This is a genomic window from Nocardioides sp. NPDC000445 (genome assembly GCF_040300245.1).
In the GTDB taxonomy this organism is placed as follows: Bacteria; Actinomycetota; Actinomycetes; order Propionibacteriales; family Nocardioidaceae; genus Nocardioides.
This window is the reverse complement of record NZ_JBEPDH010000001.1, coordinates 186,658-201,618: the sequence shown is the minus strand read 5'-3', so window position 1 is coordinate 201,618 and position 14,961 is coordinate 186,658. Positions and strand designations below refer to the sequence as shown.

Annotated in this window: 15 protein-coding genes; 10 read left to right on the top strand and 5 right to left on the bottom strand. The window is 68.9% G+C overall.

Annotated features, from left to right (window positions below; translation table 11 throughout):
- Window positions 1-77: 77 nt before the first annotated feature.
- A complete protein-coding gene (locus ABT304_RS00975) occupies window positions 78-1,649 on the bottom strand; it encodes an alkaline phosphatase D family protein (protein WP_350712922.1) in 1,572 nt (523 codons plus the stop codon).
- A 188-nt stretch (window positions 1,650-1,837) separates the two neighbouring features.
- On the opposite strand from ABT304_RS00975, the gene ABT304_RS00970 reads away from it, so the two are divergent.
- Window positions 1,838-2,281 (top strand): hypothetical protein, encoded by a 444-nt coding sequence (locus ABT304_RS00970; protein ID WP_350712921.1) that lies wholly within the window; start codon window positions 1,838-1,840, stop codon window positions 2,279-2,281.
- Here ABT304_RS00970 and ABT304_RS00965 read toward each other — a convergent pair.
- The gene (locus tag ABT304_RS00965) at window positions 2,254-3,498 is read right to left on the bottom strand and encodes an RNA polymerase sigma factor (protein ID WP_350712920.1); all 1,245 of its coding nucleotides are present in this window, start codon (window positions 3,496-3,498) and stop codon (window positions 2,254-2,256) included. The genes ABT304_RS00970 and ABT304_RS00965 overlap by 28 nt on opposite strands.
- Window positions 3,499-3,536: 38 nt before the next feature.
- On the opposite strand from ABT304_RS00965, the gene ABT304_RS00960 reads away from it, so the two are divergent.
- The 7 genes from ABT304_RS00960 (at window position 3,537) to ABT304_RS00930 (ending at window position 11,171) form a co-directional block, all read left to right on the top strand.
- Window positions 3,537-3,905: a YciI family protein gene (locus ABT304_RS00960; RefSeq protein WP_350712919.1), complete on the top strand. Its 369-nt coding sequence runs from the start codon at window positions 3,537-3,539 to the stop codon at window positions 3,903-3,905.
- A 51-nt stretch (window positions 3,906-3,956) separates the two neighbouring features.
- The gene (locus tag ABT304_RS00955; protein WP_350712918.1) at window positions 3,957-4,877 is read left to right on the top strand and encodes a glycoside hydrolase family 25 domain-containing protein; all 921 of its coding nucleotides are present in this window, start codon (window positions 3,957-3,959) and stop codon (window positions 4,875-4,877) included.
- Between the two features lie 61 nt (window positions 4,878-4,938).
- Complete coding sequence (gene lepA / locus ABT304_RS00950; RefSeq protein ID WP_160028190.1) at window positions 4,939-6,807, top strand: translation elongation factor 4; 1,869 nt, start codon at window positions 4,939-4,941, stop codon at window positions 6,805-6,807.
- A 191-nt stretch (window positions 6,808-6,998) separates the two neighbouring features.
- The gene (locus ABT304_RS00945; RefSeq protein ID WP_350712917.1) at window positions 6,999-7,712 is read left to right on the top strand and encodes an ABC transporter ATP-binding protein; all 714 of its coding nucleotides are present in this window, start codon (window positions 6,999-7,001) and stop codon (window positions 7,710-7,712) included.
- Window positions 7,713-7,804: 92 nt separating this feature from the next.
- Entirely contained in the window at window positions 7,805-10,141 is a 2,337-nt protein-coding gene (locus ABT304_RS00940; RefSeq protein ID WP_350713198.1) for an FtsX-like permease family protein, read from the top strand.
- Window positions 10,142-10,210: 69 nt separating this feature from the next.
- Window positions 10,211-10,687, top strand: a complete 477-nt coding sequence (locus tag ABT304_RS00935; RefSeq protein WP_350712916.1) for a pyridoxamine 5'-phosphate oxidase family protein — start codon at window positions 10,211-10,213, stop codon at window positions 10,685-10,687.
- Window positions 10,688-10,718: 31 nt separating this feature from the next.
- Window positions 10,719-11,171 carry an NUDIX hydrolase gene (locus ABT304_RS00930; RefSeq protein WP_350712915.1) on the top strand — a complete coding sequence of 151 codons (453 nt, stop codon included), beginning with the start codon at window positions 10,719-10,721 and terminating at the stop codon, window positions 11,169-11,171.
- On the opposite strand, the gene ABT304_RS00925 is transcribed toward ABT304_RS00930, so the two are convergent.
- The gene (locus tag ABT304_RS00925; protein ID WP_350712914.1) at window positions 11,156-11,680 is read right to left on the bottom strand and encodes a cupin domain-containing protein; all 525 of its coding nucleotides are present in this window, start codon (window positions 11,678-11,680) and stop codon (window positions 11,156-11,158) included. The genes ABT304_RS00930 and ABT304_RS00925 overlap by 16 nt on opposite strands.
- Before the next feature lie 54 nt (window positions 11,681-11,734).
- On the opposite strand from ABT304_RS00925, the gene ABT304_RS00920 reads away from it, so the two are divergent.
- Window positions 11,735-12,628: an aminoglycoside phosphotransferase family protein gene (locus tag ABT304_RS00920; RefSeq protein WP_350712913.1), complete on the top strand. Its 894-nt coding sequence runs from the start codon at window positions 11,735-11,737 to the stop codon at window positions 12,626-12,628.
- Between the two features lie 45 nt (window positions 12,629-12,673).
- Window positions 12,674-13,321: an MOSC domain-containing protein gene (locus tag ABT304_RS00915; protein ID WP_350712912.1), complete on the top strand. Its 648-nt coding sequence runs from the start codon at window positions 12,674-12,676 to the stop codon at window positions 13,319-13,321.
- Here the strand turns inward: ABT304_RS00915 and ABT304_RS00910 are convergent.
- Together ABT304_RS00910 and ABT304_RS00905 are read right to left on the bottom strand one after the other, a co-directional pair.
- Window positions 13,318-14,382 (bottom strand): hypothetical protein, encoded by a 1,065-nt coding sequence (locus ABT304_RS00910; protein WP_350712911.1) that lies wholly within the window; start codon window positions 14,380-14,382, stop codon window positions 13,318-13,320. The genes ABT304_RS00915 and ABT304_RS00910 overlap by 4 nt on opposite strands.
- Window positions 14,379-14,861 (bottom strand): sigma-70 family RNA polymerase sigma factor, encoded by a 483-nt coding sequence (locus tag ABT304_RS00905; protein ID WP_350712910.1) that lies wholly within the window; start codon window positions 14,859-14,861, stop codon window positions 14,379-14,381. Before ABT304_RS00905 ends, ABT304_RS00910 begins: the two co-directional genes overlap by 4 nt.
- Window positions 14,862-14,961: the final 100 nt, after the last annotated feature.

Here is a 14,961-nt window from a genome sequence, read left to right as displayed (position 1 = left end):
GTCTGCTGGTCCTCCTGGGCCCGAACGGGAGACGGCTAGGGCGTGTCTTCGCAGAGACACGCCCTAGCCGGCAGACCTTAACGGAAACTCGGGTCCAGCGTCTTCGTAAATAGCGCACCGCCGTCGACGTCACGGAGGGTGACGGTGAGCTGCTGCGTACGTCCGTCGATCTCGACCTCGCCGAAGAACTGGAAGCCGTCGGCGGGCGAGGTGTTGGCGGCCGGGGGAGCGGCCACGAACTCGGCCGCCGGACCGAAGGTCGGGTCCAGCTTGTTGGGGCCGAAGGCGCCGGCGTTGAGCGGGCCGGAGACGAACTCCCAGAACGGGTCGAAGTCCTGGTAGGACGCACGGTCCGGCGAGTAGGAGTGCGCGGCCGTGTAGTGGACGTCGGCGGTCAGCCAGACGTGGTTGCGGATGCCGAGGCGCTTGAGCCCGGAGAGCACGGTCGCGATGTCGAGCTCGCGGCCGAGCGGGGCGCCGGCGTCGCCCTGGGAGATGCCCTCCTGCAGCGGACCGTCCGGGACGACCAGGCCGATCGGCAGGTCGGCGGCGATGACCTTCCAGGTTGCCCGGGAAGCAGCCAGCTCGCGCAGCAGCCACTTCGTCTGACGCTCACCGAGCACGCCGCCGTCGGCGCTCGTCTCGGCGTTGGTGGTGTTGGCGTCCTTGTGGGTGCGCATGTCGAGGACGAACAGGTCCATCAGCGGTCCGTAGGAGAGCTTGCGGTAGATCCGGCCGTCGGGGTCGGGGGAGGCGTCGCCGACCGGGATGTACTCGTGGAAGGCCTGCTTCGCGCGCGCCGCGAGGACATCCACACGGCGCTCGGTGTAGCGGCCGTCGTCGGGGAGGATCTCGCCCGGGTACCAGTTGTTGGTGACCTCGTGGTCGTCCCACTGCGCCACGATCGGCGTCTCGGCGAGGAACGCGCGCCAGTTGTCGGCGAGCAGGTTGTAGGCGTACTGCCCGCGGAACTCGGCCAGCGTCTCGGCGACCTTGTGCTTCTCCTCGGTGACGATGTTGTTCCAGACCCGGCCGTCGGGGAGGGTCACGGTCGAGGTGAGCGGGCCGTCGGCGTAGACGTTGTCGCCCGAGCTCAGGAAGAAGTCGGCCTCGCGCGCCGCCATCGCGGGCGCGATCCGGAAGCCGCCGAAGTCGGGGTTGGCGCCCCAGCCCTGGCCGGCGATGTCGCCGGACCAGAGGAACCGGATGTCCTGGCGGCGTGCGGGAGCGGTACGCAGCCGGCCCAGCTCCCAGGCGCTGCCGCGTCGTGGGTCGTCGGGGTCGACGGCACGGACCCGGTAGAAGTAGTCACGCCCCGCCTCGAGGCCGTCGACCTTCAGCTCCCCGGTGAAGTCGCTGCGTGCGGTCACCACCGGGCCGCTGACCGGCCGGGCCCGGCGGAACGACTCGTCGGCCGAGATCTCCGCGACCAGGCGGGAGGTCTTGTCCGCGCGGCTCCACAGGACGCCGCCGCGGGCGCCGACGTCGCCGGCCTGGACGCCGTGGGTGAGGGTCGGTCGGTTGCCGCGGACGAAGGCGGGGGCGGAGGCGGGGGCGGCGTGGGCGGCTGCTGCAGTCGTGGGGATGACGAGTCCGGCACCGGCGGCGGCACCGAGGCCGAGGACGGAGCGGCGGTTGAGTGGGGTCATGGGCCAAACCTGCCGATTCCGGCGGAACGACCGGTGAGTTCCGCGGGTCGTGTCGGTGAACACGTACGCGAAGGGTGCCGTCCCCGGGTGAAAGAAAAGTTTCTTTCACCCGGATGTCGAGATCCTCGGGCGGGCTCCGAGAGAGGGGTGAAGGCCGGAGACGCCGGCCGCACACGAGGAGCGACATCATGAACGACGAGTACGCCATGCCCGCACTGCCCGCACCGAGCCCCGGCGTCCGCGCCCTGGACCGGCTGATCGGCACCTGGAAGGTGACCGGCGGAGCGGAGGGCGAGGTGACCTACCGCTGGATGGAAGGCGGCTACTTCCTGCTGCAGGACGTACGCCTGGAGCAGTTCGGTCAGGTCACGACCGGGATCGAGGTGATCGGCAACCTGCGCCCCTTCGGCGAGGAGCCGAGCGCCGACGTGCACTCGCGCTACTACGACAACACCGGCGCCACCCTCGACTACGTCTACGAGCTCGACGGCGACACTCTCACCATCTGGGGCGGGGAGAAGGGCTCGCCGGTGAAGTTCGTCGGCACCTTCGACGAGACCGGCGACGTGATGACCGGCGAGTGGGACTACGCCGGCCAGGGCGGCTACGAGTCGACGATGACGCGGGCCTGATCCGCGCGCCGGAGCAGGTAGTCGCGCTCGGCCTCGTTGGCGGTCAGCTCCGCCGCCGCCCGGAACTGGGCGGCGGCGGACGGGTCGCGCCGCTGGTCCAGCAGGTGCGCACGCACCGCCAGGACCCGCTGCGCGGTCAGCGGATCGCCGGCGAGGCCGTGCTCGGCGTCGAGCTCGTCCAGCAGCTGCAGGCCGACCGCCGGGCCGAACGCGTGAGCCGCCGCGACCACGCGTCCCAGGCGGACCGGTGCGGTCGGCAGCGTACGTTCCAGCAGGAGGTAGAGGCCGAGGATCTCGTGCCAGTCGGTGTCCGCGGCCGACGTCGCGTGGGCATGCACCGCGGCGATCGCCGCCTGGAGCCGGAACGGGCCCGGATCACCGGCGCCCCAGACCTCCGCCAGCACGGCCAGCCCCTCCTCGATCAGCGCGCGATCCCACCGGGTGCGGTCCTGCTCGGCCAGCGGCACCAGGCCGAGGTCGGGGTCGGTGCGGGCCGGCCGCCGGGCCTCGGTGATCAGCATCAGCGCCAGCAGGCCGGCGACCTCGGGCTCGCCCGGAGCGATCCGGGCGAGCATCCGGGTCAGCCGGATCGCCTCGTGCGCCAGGTCGACCCGGCCCAGCTCGGGGCCGGCGGTGGCGGTGTAGCCCTCGTTGAAGACGAGGTAGAGCACGTCGAGCACGGCACCGATCCGATCGGCGCGCTCGCTCTCCCCAGGCGGTCTGAACCGGGCGCCGGCCTTGCGCAGCGTCTGCTTCGCCCGGCTGATCCGGGTGCCCATGGTGTTCTCGGGGACGCCGTACGCATGGGCGATCTCGGTCGTCGTCAGCCCGCCCACGGCGCGCAGCGTGAGCGCCACCTGCCCGGTCCGCGACAGCGCCGGATGACAGCAGAGCAGCAACAGCGTCAGGCTGTCGTCGGTCTCCGCCGCCGGGCCGGCCGGCGTGACCACCTCGGCGATCCCGATCTGGAGCTCGCGGCGGTGAGCCGCCTGCTCGGAGCGGAGCAGATCAACCATCCGCCGGTAGCCGACCCTGGTCAGCCAGGAACGCGGGTTCTCCGGAACGCCGTCGCGCGCCCACTGGATGCTGGCGTCCAGCAGCGCCTCCTGGACCGCGTCCTCGGCGGCCTCGAACCGGCCGAAGCGGCGGACCAGAGCGCTCAGGACGTACGGCGCCTCGGTCCGCAGCAGGTCCTCGAGTGCCGCCGGTCCGGTCATGCCGACAGAGCCTAGTTTCGAGGGTCTAGTTTCGAGGCATGAAATACCTGCTGCTGGGATACACGCCCGCCGACGCGTGGGACGCCTCCGAGACGGCCTCCGAGGAGGCACTCGCGGCGTTCGCGGAGTACCAGAAGTTCGAGGAGGAGCTGGTCGCCAACGGCGAGCTGGTCAGCACCGAGGGCCTGGGGCACCCGGCCGTGTCGGTCACCGTCCGGCCGGGCGAGAACGGTCCGGTCGCGACCGACGGCCCGTTCGCCGAGCTGAAGGAGGTCATGGCCAGCTTCGCGGTCATCGACGTGGCCAGCCAGGAGCGCGCCATCGACATCGTGTCGCGGATCGTCGCGGTCCTCGGCGAGCCGATCGAGATCCGGCCGGTGATGGGGGACGACTTCGCGCAGGCGTGACCCGCTGGGATGCGGGTGGCAGTATCTGCGGTGATGTGGGCAAGAAGGAACGTGTTCGCCGCTGTGCTGCTGGTCCTGGCGGCGCCGGTGCTGTTCGGCTGCGCCGCCGAACCCCCGGCCGAGGCGGAGACCGGCTCGCCGTCGATGCCCGCGAGCCCGACGCCGGAGGCGCCGGTGACGTCGGCGAGCGTGCCACCACGTGCGCCCGAGTCGCTGGCGATCCCATCCGTCCCACCTGCTGACGATCGCGGGATCGTCGAGGGCGGTGACATGAGCTGGCCGCAGTGTTCCGAGGGGATGGGCATCAAGGAGCGCCGGACGCTGGGGCTGCCGATGCCGCTCGCCTCGGCGGAGTACGTGGTCATCGGGCTCACCAACGGTCCGGCGTTCACCCCCAACCCGTGCCTGGCCTCGCAGGTCGAGTGGGCCAAGCAGAACAAGGTGATGACCTCGGCCTATGCGGTCACCTCCTATCCCACCGCCGCCACCCTCCGCGAGCGGGGCGAGGAGGGTCCGGGCGACCCGGACACGAAGATCGGTCGGCTGACCAACGTCGGCTACCAGCAGGCGGTGTGGAACCTCGAGCAGATGGAACGCGCCGGCCTGGAGTCGCCCTCGGTCTGGCTCGACGTCGAGCCGGTCGCGGTCTGGGAGTGGTCCGGCGACATCGAGGCCAACCAGGCGGTGGTCCTGGGCGCCGTGGCCGGCTATCAGGACGCCGGGAAGCGGGTCGGGGTCTACTCGATCGAGGGCCTGTGGACGCCGATCGTCGGCGACCTGCAGCTGCAGCTGCCCGAGTGGCGCCCGGCGGGCGAGGCATCGCGGGCCGCGGCCCTGGAGCGGTGCGGTGGCGAGTGGATGTTCCAGGGCGGTGCCGCGGTGATGGTGCAGTGGCTCGAGGACGGCCGCGACCGCAACGTGACCTGCCCGGGCGAGTCGGTGCAGCTGCCGCTTTGGTTCCATCAGTACTGAGCGTGGGACACTAGGCGGTGACGTACCCGCCCCCGTTCTTGAGCATCTACGAAAGCAGCCTGTGACTCACTCCGCGCCACAGCCCGGCTCCACTGATCCGGCGATCATCCGCAACTTCTGCATCATCGCCCACATCGACCACGGCAAGTCGACGCTGGCCGACCGGATGCTGCAGCTGACCGGTGTGGTCGACGAGCGTGCCGCGCGGGCACAGTACCTCGACCGGATGGACATCGAGCGCGAGCGCGGGATCACGATCAAGTCCCAGGCCGTGCGGATGCCGTGGACGGTCACCGAGGGCGAGGATGCCGACAAGACGTTCGTGCTGAACATGATCGACACCCCCGGCCACGTCGACTTCACCTACGAGGTGTCCCGGTCGCTGCAGGCGTGCGAGGCGGCGATCCTGCTCGTCGACGCGGCACAGGGCATCGAGGCGCAGACGCTGGCCAACCTCTACCTGGCGATGGGTGCCGACCTGCACATCATCCCGGTGCTCAACAAGATCGACCTGCCGTCGGCCAACCCGGAGAAGTACGCCCTGGAGCTGGCCAACCTCGTCGGCTGCGAGCCCGAGGACGTACTCCAGGTCTCGGCCAAGACCGGGCTGGGTGTCGAGGGGCTGCTCAACGAGATCGTGGCCCAGACCCCGGCTCCCGTCGGCGACCCGGACGCCCCCGCGCGGGCGCTGATCTTCGACTCCGTCTACGACACCTACCGCGGCGTGGTCACCTACGTCCGGGTCTTCGACGGCAAGCTGACCCACCGCGACAAGATCAAGATGATGTCGACCGGCGCGGTCCACGAGATGCTCGAGCTTGGTGTGATCAGCCCGGAGCCGGTCAAGGCCGATCACATCGGCGTCGGCGAGACCGGCTACCTGATCACCGGCGTGAAGGACGTACGCCAGTCGCGCGTGGGTGACACCGTCACCGGCAACAACCGCCCGGCCAAGGAGATGCTCGGCGGCTACTCCCACCCCAACCCGATGGTCTTCGCGGGGCTCTACCCGATCGACGGCGACCAGTACCCGGTGCTGCGCGAGGCGCTCGACAAGCTGCAGCTCAACGACGCGGCGCTGACGTACGAGCCGGAGACGTCGGGCGCGCTCGGCTTCGGCTTCCGCGTCGGGTTCCTCGGTCTGCTGCACATGGAGATCACCCGCGACCGTCTCGAGCGCGAGTTCAACCTCGACCTCATCTCGACGGCTCCCAACGTGGTCTACGACGTGATCATGGAGGACGGCTCCGAGCACATCGTCACCAACCCCTCGGAGTTCCCCGAGGGCAAGATCCGCGAGGTCCGCGAGCCGGTCGTCAACGCGACCATCCTCTCGCCGTCCGACTACATCGGCACGATCATGGAGCTGTGCCAGAAGAAGCGCGGCACCCTCGGCGGCATGGACTACCTCTCCGAGGACCGCGTCGAGATGCGCTACGTCCTCCCCATGGGCGAGATCGCCTTCGACTTCTTCGACCAGCTCAAGTCCTCGACCAAGGGGTACGCCTCGCTGAACTACGAGTTCAGCGGCGACCAGGCCGCCGACCTGGTCAAGGTCGACATCCTGCTCCAGGGCGAGCCCGTCGACGCGTTCTCCGCGATCGTCCACCGCGAGGCCGCCTACGGCTACGGCGTGATGATGGCCGGCAAGCTCAAGGAGCTCATCCCTCGGCAGCAGTTCGAGGTGCCCATCCAGGCCGCCATCGGCGCCCGCGTCATCGCCCGCGAGACCATCCGCGCCATCCGCAAGGACGTCCTCGCCAAGTGCTACGGCGGCGACATCTCGCGTAAGCGCAAGCTGCTGGAGAAGCAGAAGGAGGGCAAGAAGCGGATGAAGATGGTCGGCCGCGTCGAGGTCCCCCAGGAGGCCTTCGTCGCCGCGCTCTCCACCACTCAGCCTTCCACCGACAAGTCTGCCGGGAAGAAATAGCAGACGGGCTTCGGTCGGTCTCAGCTGCTCATGTGAGGCCGTTCGAGGTGGCCGGCTGAGCCGGCCGGACGGTCGGTGGTCCCGACATCTGGGGGCCTTCGGCACTCCCGGCTCTCAGAGTGCCCGGTGAGCCTGGATGGGTGAGCGAAAGCCTTTCCACGCACCTCCGCCTGTCGTCGCCCGATCGGTCGGTGGGCACCCGCATCGATCTCGACGACCTGGCCAAGCGCTACGTCGTCGGCGACTCCACGGTCACCGCGCTTTCCGAGGTGAACCTCCACGTGGACGAGAACGCGTTCGTCGTGGTTCTCGGGCCATCGGGAAGCGGCAAGACCACGTTGCTGAACATGATCGGGCTCCTCGACAGCCCGACCGAGGGCAGGGTCGCTCTCAACGGCCGGGACGTGACGGGCGCGTCACAGCGTGACCGGTTCGCCCTACGGCGACGGACTGTCAGTTTCGTCTTCCAGACCTTCAATCTCTTCCCGGGTCTCACCGCGGCGGAGAACGTCCAGTTCGGTGCCGATGTCGCCGGCCGTCCGGGGGCAGCGGACGTTGCCCGGGAGGTACTCGAGCGGGTCGGCCTCGGCGCCCGGATGGACCACTTCCCTCACCAGCTCTCCGGCGGTGAGCAGCAACGGGTCGCGATCGCCCGTGCGCTCGCCACCGACAACCCCATCCTGCTCGCCGATGAGCCGACGGGTGAGCTCGATTTCCGTACCGGTGTGCAGATCCTGGAGCTGCTCCAGCAGCAGGCCGAGTCCGGCAAGACGGTGCTCGTGGTGACCCACAACCGCGAGATCTCGAAAGTCGGGGACCGCGTCATCGAGCTGTCGAGCGGCCGTATCGTGAGTGACGGGCCGCCCGTCGGTGGTAAGAGCCGCACCGAGGACGTACGTTGGTAGCCGCCATCAGCCCATGGTCCCTCCGGCTCTTGGTCCGGTGGTCATGGCGCGACCTCCGTCGACGATGGCTGTTGGTGACGGCCTTGGCGCTGGTGATAGCCGTTGGAACGGGTGTGTACGCCGGCCTGGGCGGCACCAGCGCATGGCGGATCGAGTCCAACGATCGCAGCTACAGCAGCCTGCACATGCACGACCTGCGGGTGGAGCTTCCGGATGGCGGGTTCGTGGCGGCCGGCACCCTGGAACGCGCTGTGGCCGATATCGAGAGCGCCTCGTCGATCGAGGCCGCGGTCGAACGACTGGTGGTGCCGACCCTGGTGGATGCCTCGACCAGGAGCAACGAACTGCTCGTCCCGGGCGAGGTGGTCGGCATGCCGACCGGTGCGTCTCGGGTCGACGATCTCTACGTCGCCCATGGGCGAGGTCTGCGTGCCGGTGATGAGGCGAAGAGCATCGCCGTGCTGGAGTCCAAGTTCGCCGACGAGCACGAACTCGCGACGCGAGGCCGACTCTCGGTCAGCGCCGGGACGCCGGTCGAGTATGTCGGCACCGGCTACACACCCGAGTACTTCCAGGTCACGGGCCGAAGCGGGATGGTGCTGGGAGAGACCGGCTTCGCCGTGGTCTTCATGCCGCTTGCCGCCGCCCAGGAGGTCAGTGGTCGCCCGGACCAGGTGAACGACCTGGTCATACGCCTGCGGCCGGAGGGCGACGTGAAGCGGGTGCGTGAGCAGTTGACCGCCGCGGTGGAGCCGTTCGGCGGTACGGTCACCACCAGGGCGGAGGACCCGGTCCATCGGGCGCTGTACGAGGACGCCCACAACGACCAGACGACCTGGAATGTGTTCGCCTTCCTGATCCTCTTCGGCGCGGCGTTCGCGGCGTTCAACCTGGTCACCAGGATGATCGAGGCTCAACGTCGTGAGATCGGCGCCGGGATGGCCCTGGGAGTCCCGCCATGGGTGCTGGCGATCCGACCGATGCTCGTCGGGTTACAGATCTCCGTCATCGGCGTCGTGGCCGGAATCGGGGTCGGTTGGCTGACCGGGGTCGCGATGCGAGGAGTGATGACCGACCTGCTTCCGCTGCCGATCTGGGAGACGCCGTTCCAGGCCGGTCGCTTTGCCGAAGGCGCTGCGTTCGGCCTGGCCATCCCCGTGCTCGCCACGATCGTTCCGATCGTCCGAGCCCTACGGATGTCGCCGGTCGATGCCATCCGGTCAGGTGCCTTCGGTTCCGCACGGCCGGGTGGACGTCTGTTGAGACTGGTCACGAAGCTCCGCCTGCCAGGCAGGACCTACGTGTCGATGTCGCTGCGCAACGTTCTGCGCGCGCCTCGTCGTACGTTGCTCACCGCGCTCGGGGTTGCCGCGGCCATGACGTCGCTGGTGGCGGTCCTGGGACTGCTCGACACGTTCAACGCTGCTGGTGATGCGAATGCCGCTGAGGTCGAGCACAGCAGTCCCGAGCGGTTGGTCGTCACTCTCGACACGTTCTATCCCACCGGCTCGGACCTTTCGCGTGCGGTCACCGAGACCGATGGCGTCGCCGAGGCGCAGGCTCAGCTCGCCGTCCCCGCGACGCTTCGTAGCGGCGGCGGTGATCTGGAAGCGGTCGTCCAGGTTCTCGACTTCGCGAACGAGATCTGGACGCCCACCCTGGTCAGCGACGCTGGGCCCGATCACGGCATCGTGCTGTCGGAGAAGGCAGCCGATGATCTCGACGTGACGCCCGGGGATGTGCTTGCCGTACGCCATCCGGTGCTGGGCGAGAGTGGGCTCCGGATCGTGACCAGCCAGATCCCGGTTCGAGCACTCCACCCCGATCCGTGGCGGACCTTCGCCTATCTCGACAGCGAGGGAGCGACCAGATTCGGTCTGGCCGGTGTGGTCAACCAGGTCGTCGTCGTGCCCGCCGGCGATGCCGACCAGGTGACCCGCAGCCTGTTCCGGCTGCCGGCGGTCACTGCTGTCGAGCCCGCGTCGAGCTTCGCGGAGGTGCTCGACAACGCCTTGGGGCAGTTCACCGGGATCCTGAGCATCATCGAGGTGGCCACACTGCTGCTTGCGATGTTGATCGCGTTCAACTCCGCCAGCATCAGCGCCGACGAACGCACTCGAGAGCATGCCACCATGTATGCGTTCGGGGTTCCTACGCGACTGGTGATGGTGATGGCGATCGTGGAGAGCGCAATCATCGGTCTGCTAGGGACATTGGTGGGGCTCGCCGGTGGCTATGTCGCGCTCAGCTATATCGTGTCCGGGTTCGATGACGTGACTCCGGAGCTGCTCGTCGAACCAACGCTCTCGACGGTGACCCTCCTGAGCACCCTCACCGTCGGTGTTCTCGTCGTCGCGGTGGCGCCCGTGTTCGGAATACGCCGCGAGCGGCGGATGGATATCCCGTCTGCGCTGCGCGTGGTGGAGTGAAAGGTTGTGCCACCCCATGCGCAAGAACGGTCGGGTCGGCCAGGCGCGGGCGATGGTTGAGTGGCACACATGCGTACAGAACAGATTCGGTTTCCGGAGGGGTACGGCACGCCGAGCGAACTGCTGGCCTGGGAGGACGTACGTCAGCAGCTGGTCGAGGCGAAGCAGTTCTGGTTCGCGTTCGAGAGGCCGGGGCGGAGTCCGCACGTGACGCCGCTGGACGGGATCTGGTTCGAGGACAAGCTGGTCTACGGCGGCAGCCCGGAGACGCTGCACCGGCGGCTGGCGGCCGAGCATCCGAAGGTGACGGTGAACCTGCCGGACCCGTGGAAGCTGGTTGTCATCGAGGGCGAGGTGCGGACGACGTCCTTCGCCCCCGAGGTCGCCGAGGAGATCGCCGGGTTGCTCAACGCGAAGTATCCCGAGTACGGCGAGAACGTCTTCGAGGCGAAGCACTACATCGAGGGGACGCCCGCGGTGCATCCGCGGCGGATCCGGGCCTGGACCTCGTTCCCGAAGGACGCGACCGCGTTCGTCTTCGACTGACTTCCGGCTGGTCCGCGCTAGTCTCGCGGTGATGCACTTCACCGACTACGACACCCGGGTGGCGGCGTACGCCGTCATCGTCGATGACGCGGGGCGGATCCTGCTGAGCTGGTTCAACGGCAACCACCGCAACGACCCGGGGTGGACGCTGCCGGGTGGCGGCGTCGACTACGGCGAGCAGATGCCCGCCGCAGTCGTGCGCGAGGTGAAGGAGGAGACCGGCTACGACGTCGAGGTCGGGGCTCCGCTGACGACCGATGTCTACGTGGTGCCGTTCGACCCCGGTCGCCGGCCCTACCAGTCCACCCGGGTGGTCTTCGAGGCACGGATCGTCGGGGGCGAGCTGGGCACGCTGGAGGTCGACGGCACCACCGACTACGCCGCCTGGATCGGGCTGGACGACCCCGCGATCGGAGCCGACACCACCAGCCCCATCGTCCGGATGGGGATCGAGGCCCTGAAGGTCGCTCAGTCGACCCAGTAGTTGTCGTGGAGCTTGTAGAACTCGGCCATCTCGTCCGGACCGAGCTCGGTGCCCTCGGCCAGCTCGCGCAGCCCCTCGAAGTAGCCCTCCCGCGGCGCACCCGGGGTGAAGTGGAGCAGCATCGAGGCGGGCTCGTCGGTGGTGTTGCGGAACCCGTGCAGGCCGCCGACCGGCACGTGCACGAAGTCGCCGGCACCGGCCGGGATCCACTCCTCGCCGTTGTAGATCCGCACGGTCCCGGTCAGCACGTAGAAGGACTCGGCCACGGCCCGGTGGAAGTGGGGCCCGGGTCCGGTCTCGTTGGGCCCGAAGTGCCAGCGGTAGAGCCCGTAGTCACCTGCGGTCGTCGCTCCGGTGGCGAGATAGTCGACCTTCACGCCGTTGGGGTAGGACAGATCGGGCGGGGTGCTGTCGGGACGGTGGAACGCCGAGACCTCACCGGCCTCGCCGTCGTAGCGCTCGGGCGGGTAGGGAACACCTCTGGTCCCCATCGACTCTGGAAGTGACATGGGCACAACCTGCCCGATCCGTCCGGGGTTGGGAAGCGGATTAAGGTGGCTCGCGTGACGCCGCTGCCGGACTCCTTCGTGGCACTCGCGGCGAACGGTCCCGACTGGGCGGCGTGGCTCGACCGGCTGCCCGGGCTGGTGCGCGATCTGCTCCAGGAGTGGTCGCTGACACCTGATGGCGAGGCGACGCACGGCAACACCGCGGTCGTCGTTCCCGTGCGGACCACCGGGGGCGAGGCTGCGGTGCTGAAGGTCGGCTGGCCGCACTGGGAGGCCGAGCACGAGGCGCTGGCGCTGCAGACCTGGGGTGGCCGGGGTGCCGTACGCCTTCTCCGGGCCGACCCGAAGCGCTTCGCGCTGCTGCTGGAACGGCTGCACACCGAGGACCTCTCGGAGCTCTGGGACGTGCAGGCGTGCGAGATCGTGGGCGGCTCCTACCGGCGGCTCCATGTCCCGGCTCCGCCGCAGCTGCGTACGTTGTCAGCGCAGGCCGCACGCTGGGCGAGCGAGCTGGGAGAGAAGGAGCGACGGCTTCCGGTGCCGCCGCGGATGGTCGAGCAGGCCCGCTCGATCGCTCGCGACTTCGCCGTCGACGAGGCCACCGACGGGACGTTGATCCACACCGATCTCCACTACGAGAACGTTCTCCAGGGTGATCGTGAGGAGTGGCTGGTGATCGACCCGAAGCCCCTCTCCGGCGACCCGCACTACGAGCTCGCGCCGATGCTCTGGAACCGCTTCGACGAGTATGCGGGTCGGATCCGCGACGGCGTACGGACGCGATTCTTCGCTCTCGTCGACGCCGCCGAGCTCGACGAGGACCGGGCCCGGGCCTGGGCGGTGCTGCGGCTGGTCGTCAACGTCAAGGGTGAGCTGGAGGACAACCGGACCCCCGACAAAGACTGGATCACCGCGATGATCTCGGTCGCGAAGGCCGTCCAGGACTGAGAAACTCGCGTGCCTCGATCCGGCGCAGCCAGGAGAATCTGCGCCATGCCCATCGTACGAAGCGTCAATGTCGGTCAGTCCAAGCCCGCCGAGTGGGCGGAGGTGGGCGCCACCTCGATCGAGAAGCTCGCCACTCCCGAGCCGGTGACGGTCGGCAAGGAGGGCATCGTGACCGACACGCAGACGGACCGCCGCCACCACGGCGGCGAGGAGCAGGCGGTCTACGCCTTCGCCCGCGAGGACCTCGACGTGTGGGGATCGCGCTTGGGCGGGACGCTTCGCGACGGCCAGTTCGCCGAGAACCTCACCACCGAGGGGATCGACATCAACGCGGCACTGGTCGGGGAGCAGTGGCGGATCGGGACGGTGCTGCTGCAGGTCTGCAGCGTGCGTACGCCGTGCAACGACTTCAAGAACTGGATGGGCGTCTCGGGCTACGACAACGCCCGGTGGGTCAAGAAGTTCACCCAGGAGGCCCGGCCGGGCCCCTATCTGCGTGTCCTCGAGGAGGGGCAGCTGCAGGCCGGCGACGAGATCGTCCTCGTCCACCGACCTGACCACGGCATCACCGTCTCCACGCTCTTCAAGGCGCTCACCACCGACCGCAGCCTGCTCCCGAGCCTCATCGGGATCGACGGGCTCGGGGACAAGCCGCGTGCCGCGGCGGAGAGGTACGTCGCGGCCCAGCGCTAAGGGCCGCAGGGCTTTCCGGTGCATCCGCGCAGGTAGAGACCCTCGGGGGATACGCCCTGGATCTGAAGGCTGTTCAGCTGGTCCGTGGTGAGTGTTCCTGTCGGGATCACCGCGACCGCCACGTTGTCCTCGGTGATGGTCGCGTCGAACCGCTGCTTGCCGACCCAGAACCAGGCGGACTCGACCGTCTCGTTGCCGAGTGATCGCGCCACCCGGATCCCTTCCGCGGTCTCGGTCCACTCGGTGGTCGGCGGTTCGGGTGCCTCGCCATGGACCAGATCGCCGTCGGCGTCGTAGGCACGGAAGTCCGCTGACTCGACGTCGACGTCGTGGTCGATCCACGCGACCGCCACGCCGTTGACGATGGTGGCCGGGATCTCCTCCCCGCTCGAGGTGAAGACCACCTTGGCGACGTCCATCGTCTCCGGCAGGGGAAGCATGAACTCCGTACCCGCGCTGGTGCCGCTACGGGAGAAGTCCTCCCACGGCCCGGTCTCGGCGAAGACGCCCCAGACCTGGGGCACGCCGAAGGCCCCCGCGAGGTCGGGGTCGCTGTCGGCGCTCCGGCTGGCGTCGTGCACCGTCGAGCAGGTCACCTCGTAGTCGCGGCCGTCGAAGACCGCCATCGCCGTCGAACCACGCTTCTCGGCGAGGAACGGCCAGGTGCCTTCCGGGATCTGCTCGGCCTCGTCGGGGTTGATGGCATTGGTCGTCACGGGTGCGTCCGCGTACATGGACTTCACGTCGGCCCAGGCCGTCATCAGACACCGATCGCTCAGCACGTCGAGCTCCTCGGGAGTGAGGTTGGTCGGGTTGCCGGACCAGTCGACCGGAGTCTTCTGGGTGGGCGGCTCCGGGGTCGCGATCTCCGAGTCGATCAGCCGGTCGGGGACCGCGACGTACGCCGCGATCCCGGCAAGTGAGAAGGCAGCGACGGCGGCGACCACCTTCGCGCCGCGGCGCCGGCGACGCATCCGGTCGCCCCGGCGCAGGATCTCGATGGCCGGGAGGTCCATGGTCTGGCGGTTGCTGTTACGCAGCAGGGTCTCGATGTCGTTCATGACAGCATCCCTTCGGGGTCGGCCAGCTGCAGCCGCAGATTCGTGAGCGCATGATGGAGCGTGGCGGAGACGGTGCCGCGAGCGATCCCCAGCTCGCGGGCGGTCGTCTCGGCGTCGAGGTCGAGGAAATAGCGCAGTGCGACCACCTGGCGTTGGCGCGGTGGCAGCCGGCGTACTGCCTCCACCAGGTCGTGGTCGATGTCGAGGTCGTCGCGGGGCAGCTGCTCGGGGGTGTCGGGGACGGTCAGCTCACGGCGGCGCTTGCGCCACCAGGTGATGTTCACGTTGATCGCGGTGCGGACGACCCAGGCTGCGGGGGAGTTGGCGAGTCTGACCGTCGGCCAGCGCGACCAGGCGCGCGCGAAGGCCTCGGCGGTCGCTTCCTCGGCCCGGCCGGGATCCATGCCGGCCGCGATCGCCGCACGCAGGCAGCGGTCCTTGGCACCGACGTAGAAGTCGGTGAATTCTTCTCGGCTCACGCCTGGATGACGCACAGCGGCCATTATCGGTTTAGGCGCGGCCCGAATAACTGTTTGACGGTTTCTCCTGGCCTCACCAGACTCACTCCCAAACAACTCT

What these genes read in the sequence shown, in the direction of transcription:
- ABT304_RS00975 (WP_350712922.1), bottom strand. Translation starts at nt 1,649, where the DNA reads ATGACCCCACTCAACCGCCGCTCCGTCCTCGGCCTCGGTGCCGCCGCC.
- ABT304_RS00970 (WP_350712921.1), top strand. Translation starts at nt 1,838, where the DNA reads ATGAACGACGAGTACGCCATGCCCGCACTGCCCGCACCGAGCCCCGGC.
- ABT304_RS00965 (WP_350712920.1), bottom strand. Translation starts at nt 3,498, where the DNA reads ATGACCGGACCGGCGGCACTCGAGGACCTGCTGCGGACCGAGGCGCCG.
- ABT304_RS00960 (WP_350712919.1), top strand. Translation starts at nt 3,537, where the DNA reads ATGAAATACCTGCTGCTGGGATACACGCCCGCCGACGCGTGGGACGCC.
- ABT304_RS00935 (WP_350712916.1), top strand. Translation starts at nt 10,211, where the DNA reads ATGCGTACAGAACAGATTCGGTTTCCGGAGGGGTACGGCACGCCGAGC.
- ABT304_RS00930 (WP_350712915.1), top strand. Translation starts at nt 10,719, where the DNA reads ATGCACTTCACCGACTACGACACCCGGGTGGCGGCGTACGCCGTCATC.
- ABT304_RS00925 (WP_350712914.1), bottom strand. Translation starts at nt 11,680, where the DNA reads ATGTCACTTCCAGAGTCGATGGGGACCAGAGGTGTTCCCTACCCGCCC.
- ABT304_RS00915 (WP_350712912.1), top strand. Translation starts at nt 12,674, where the DNA reads ATGCCCATCGTACGAAGCGTCAATGTCGGTCAGTCCAAGCCCGCCGAG.
- ABT304_RS00910 (WP_350712911.1), bottom strand. Translation starts at nt 14,382, where the DNA reads ATGAACGACATCGAGACCCTGCTGCGTAACAGCAACCGCCAGACCATG.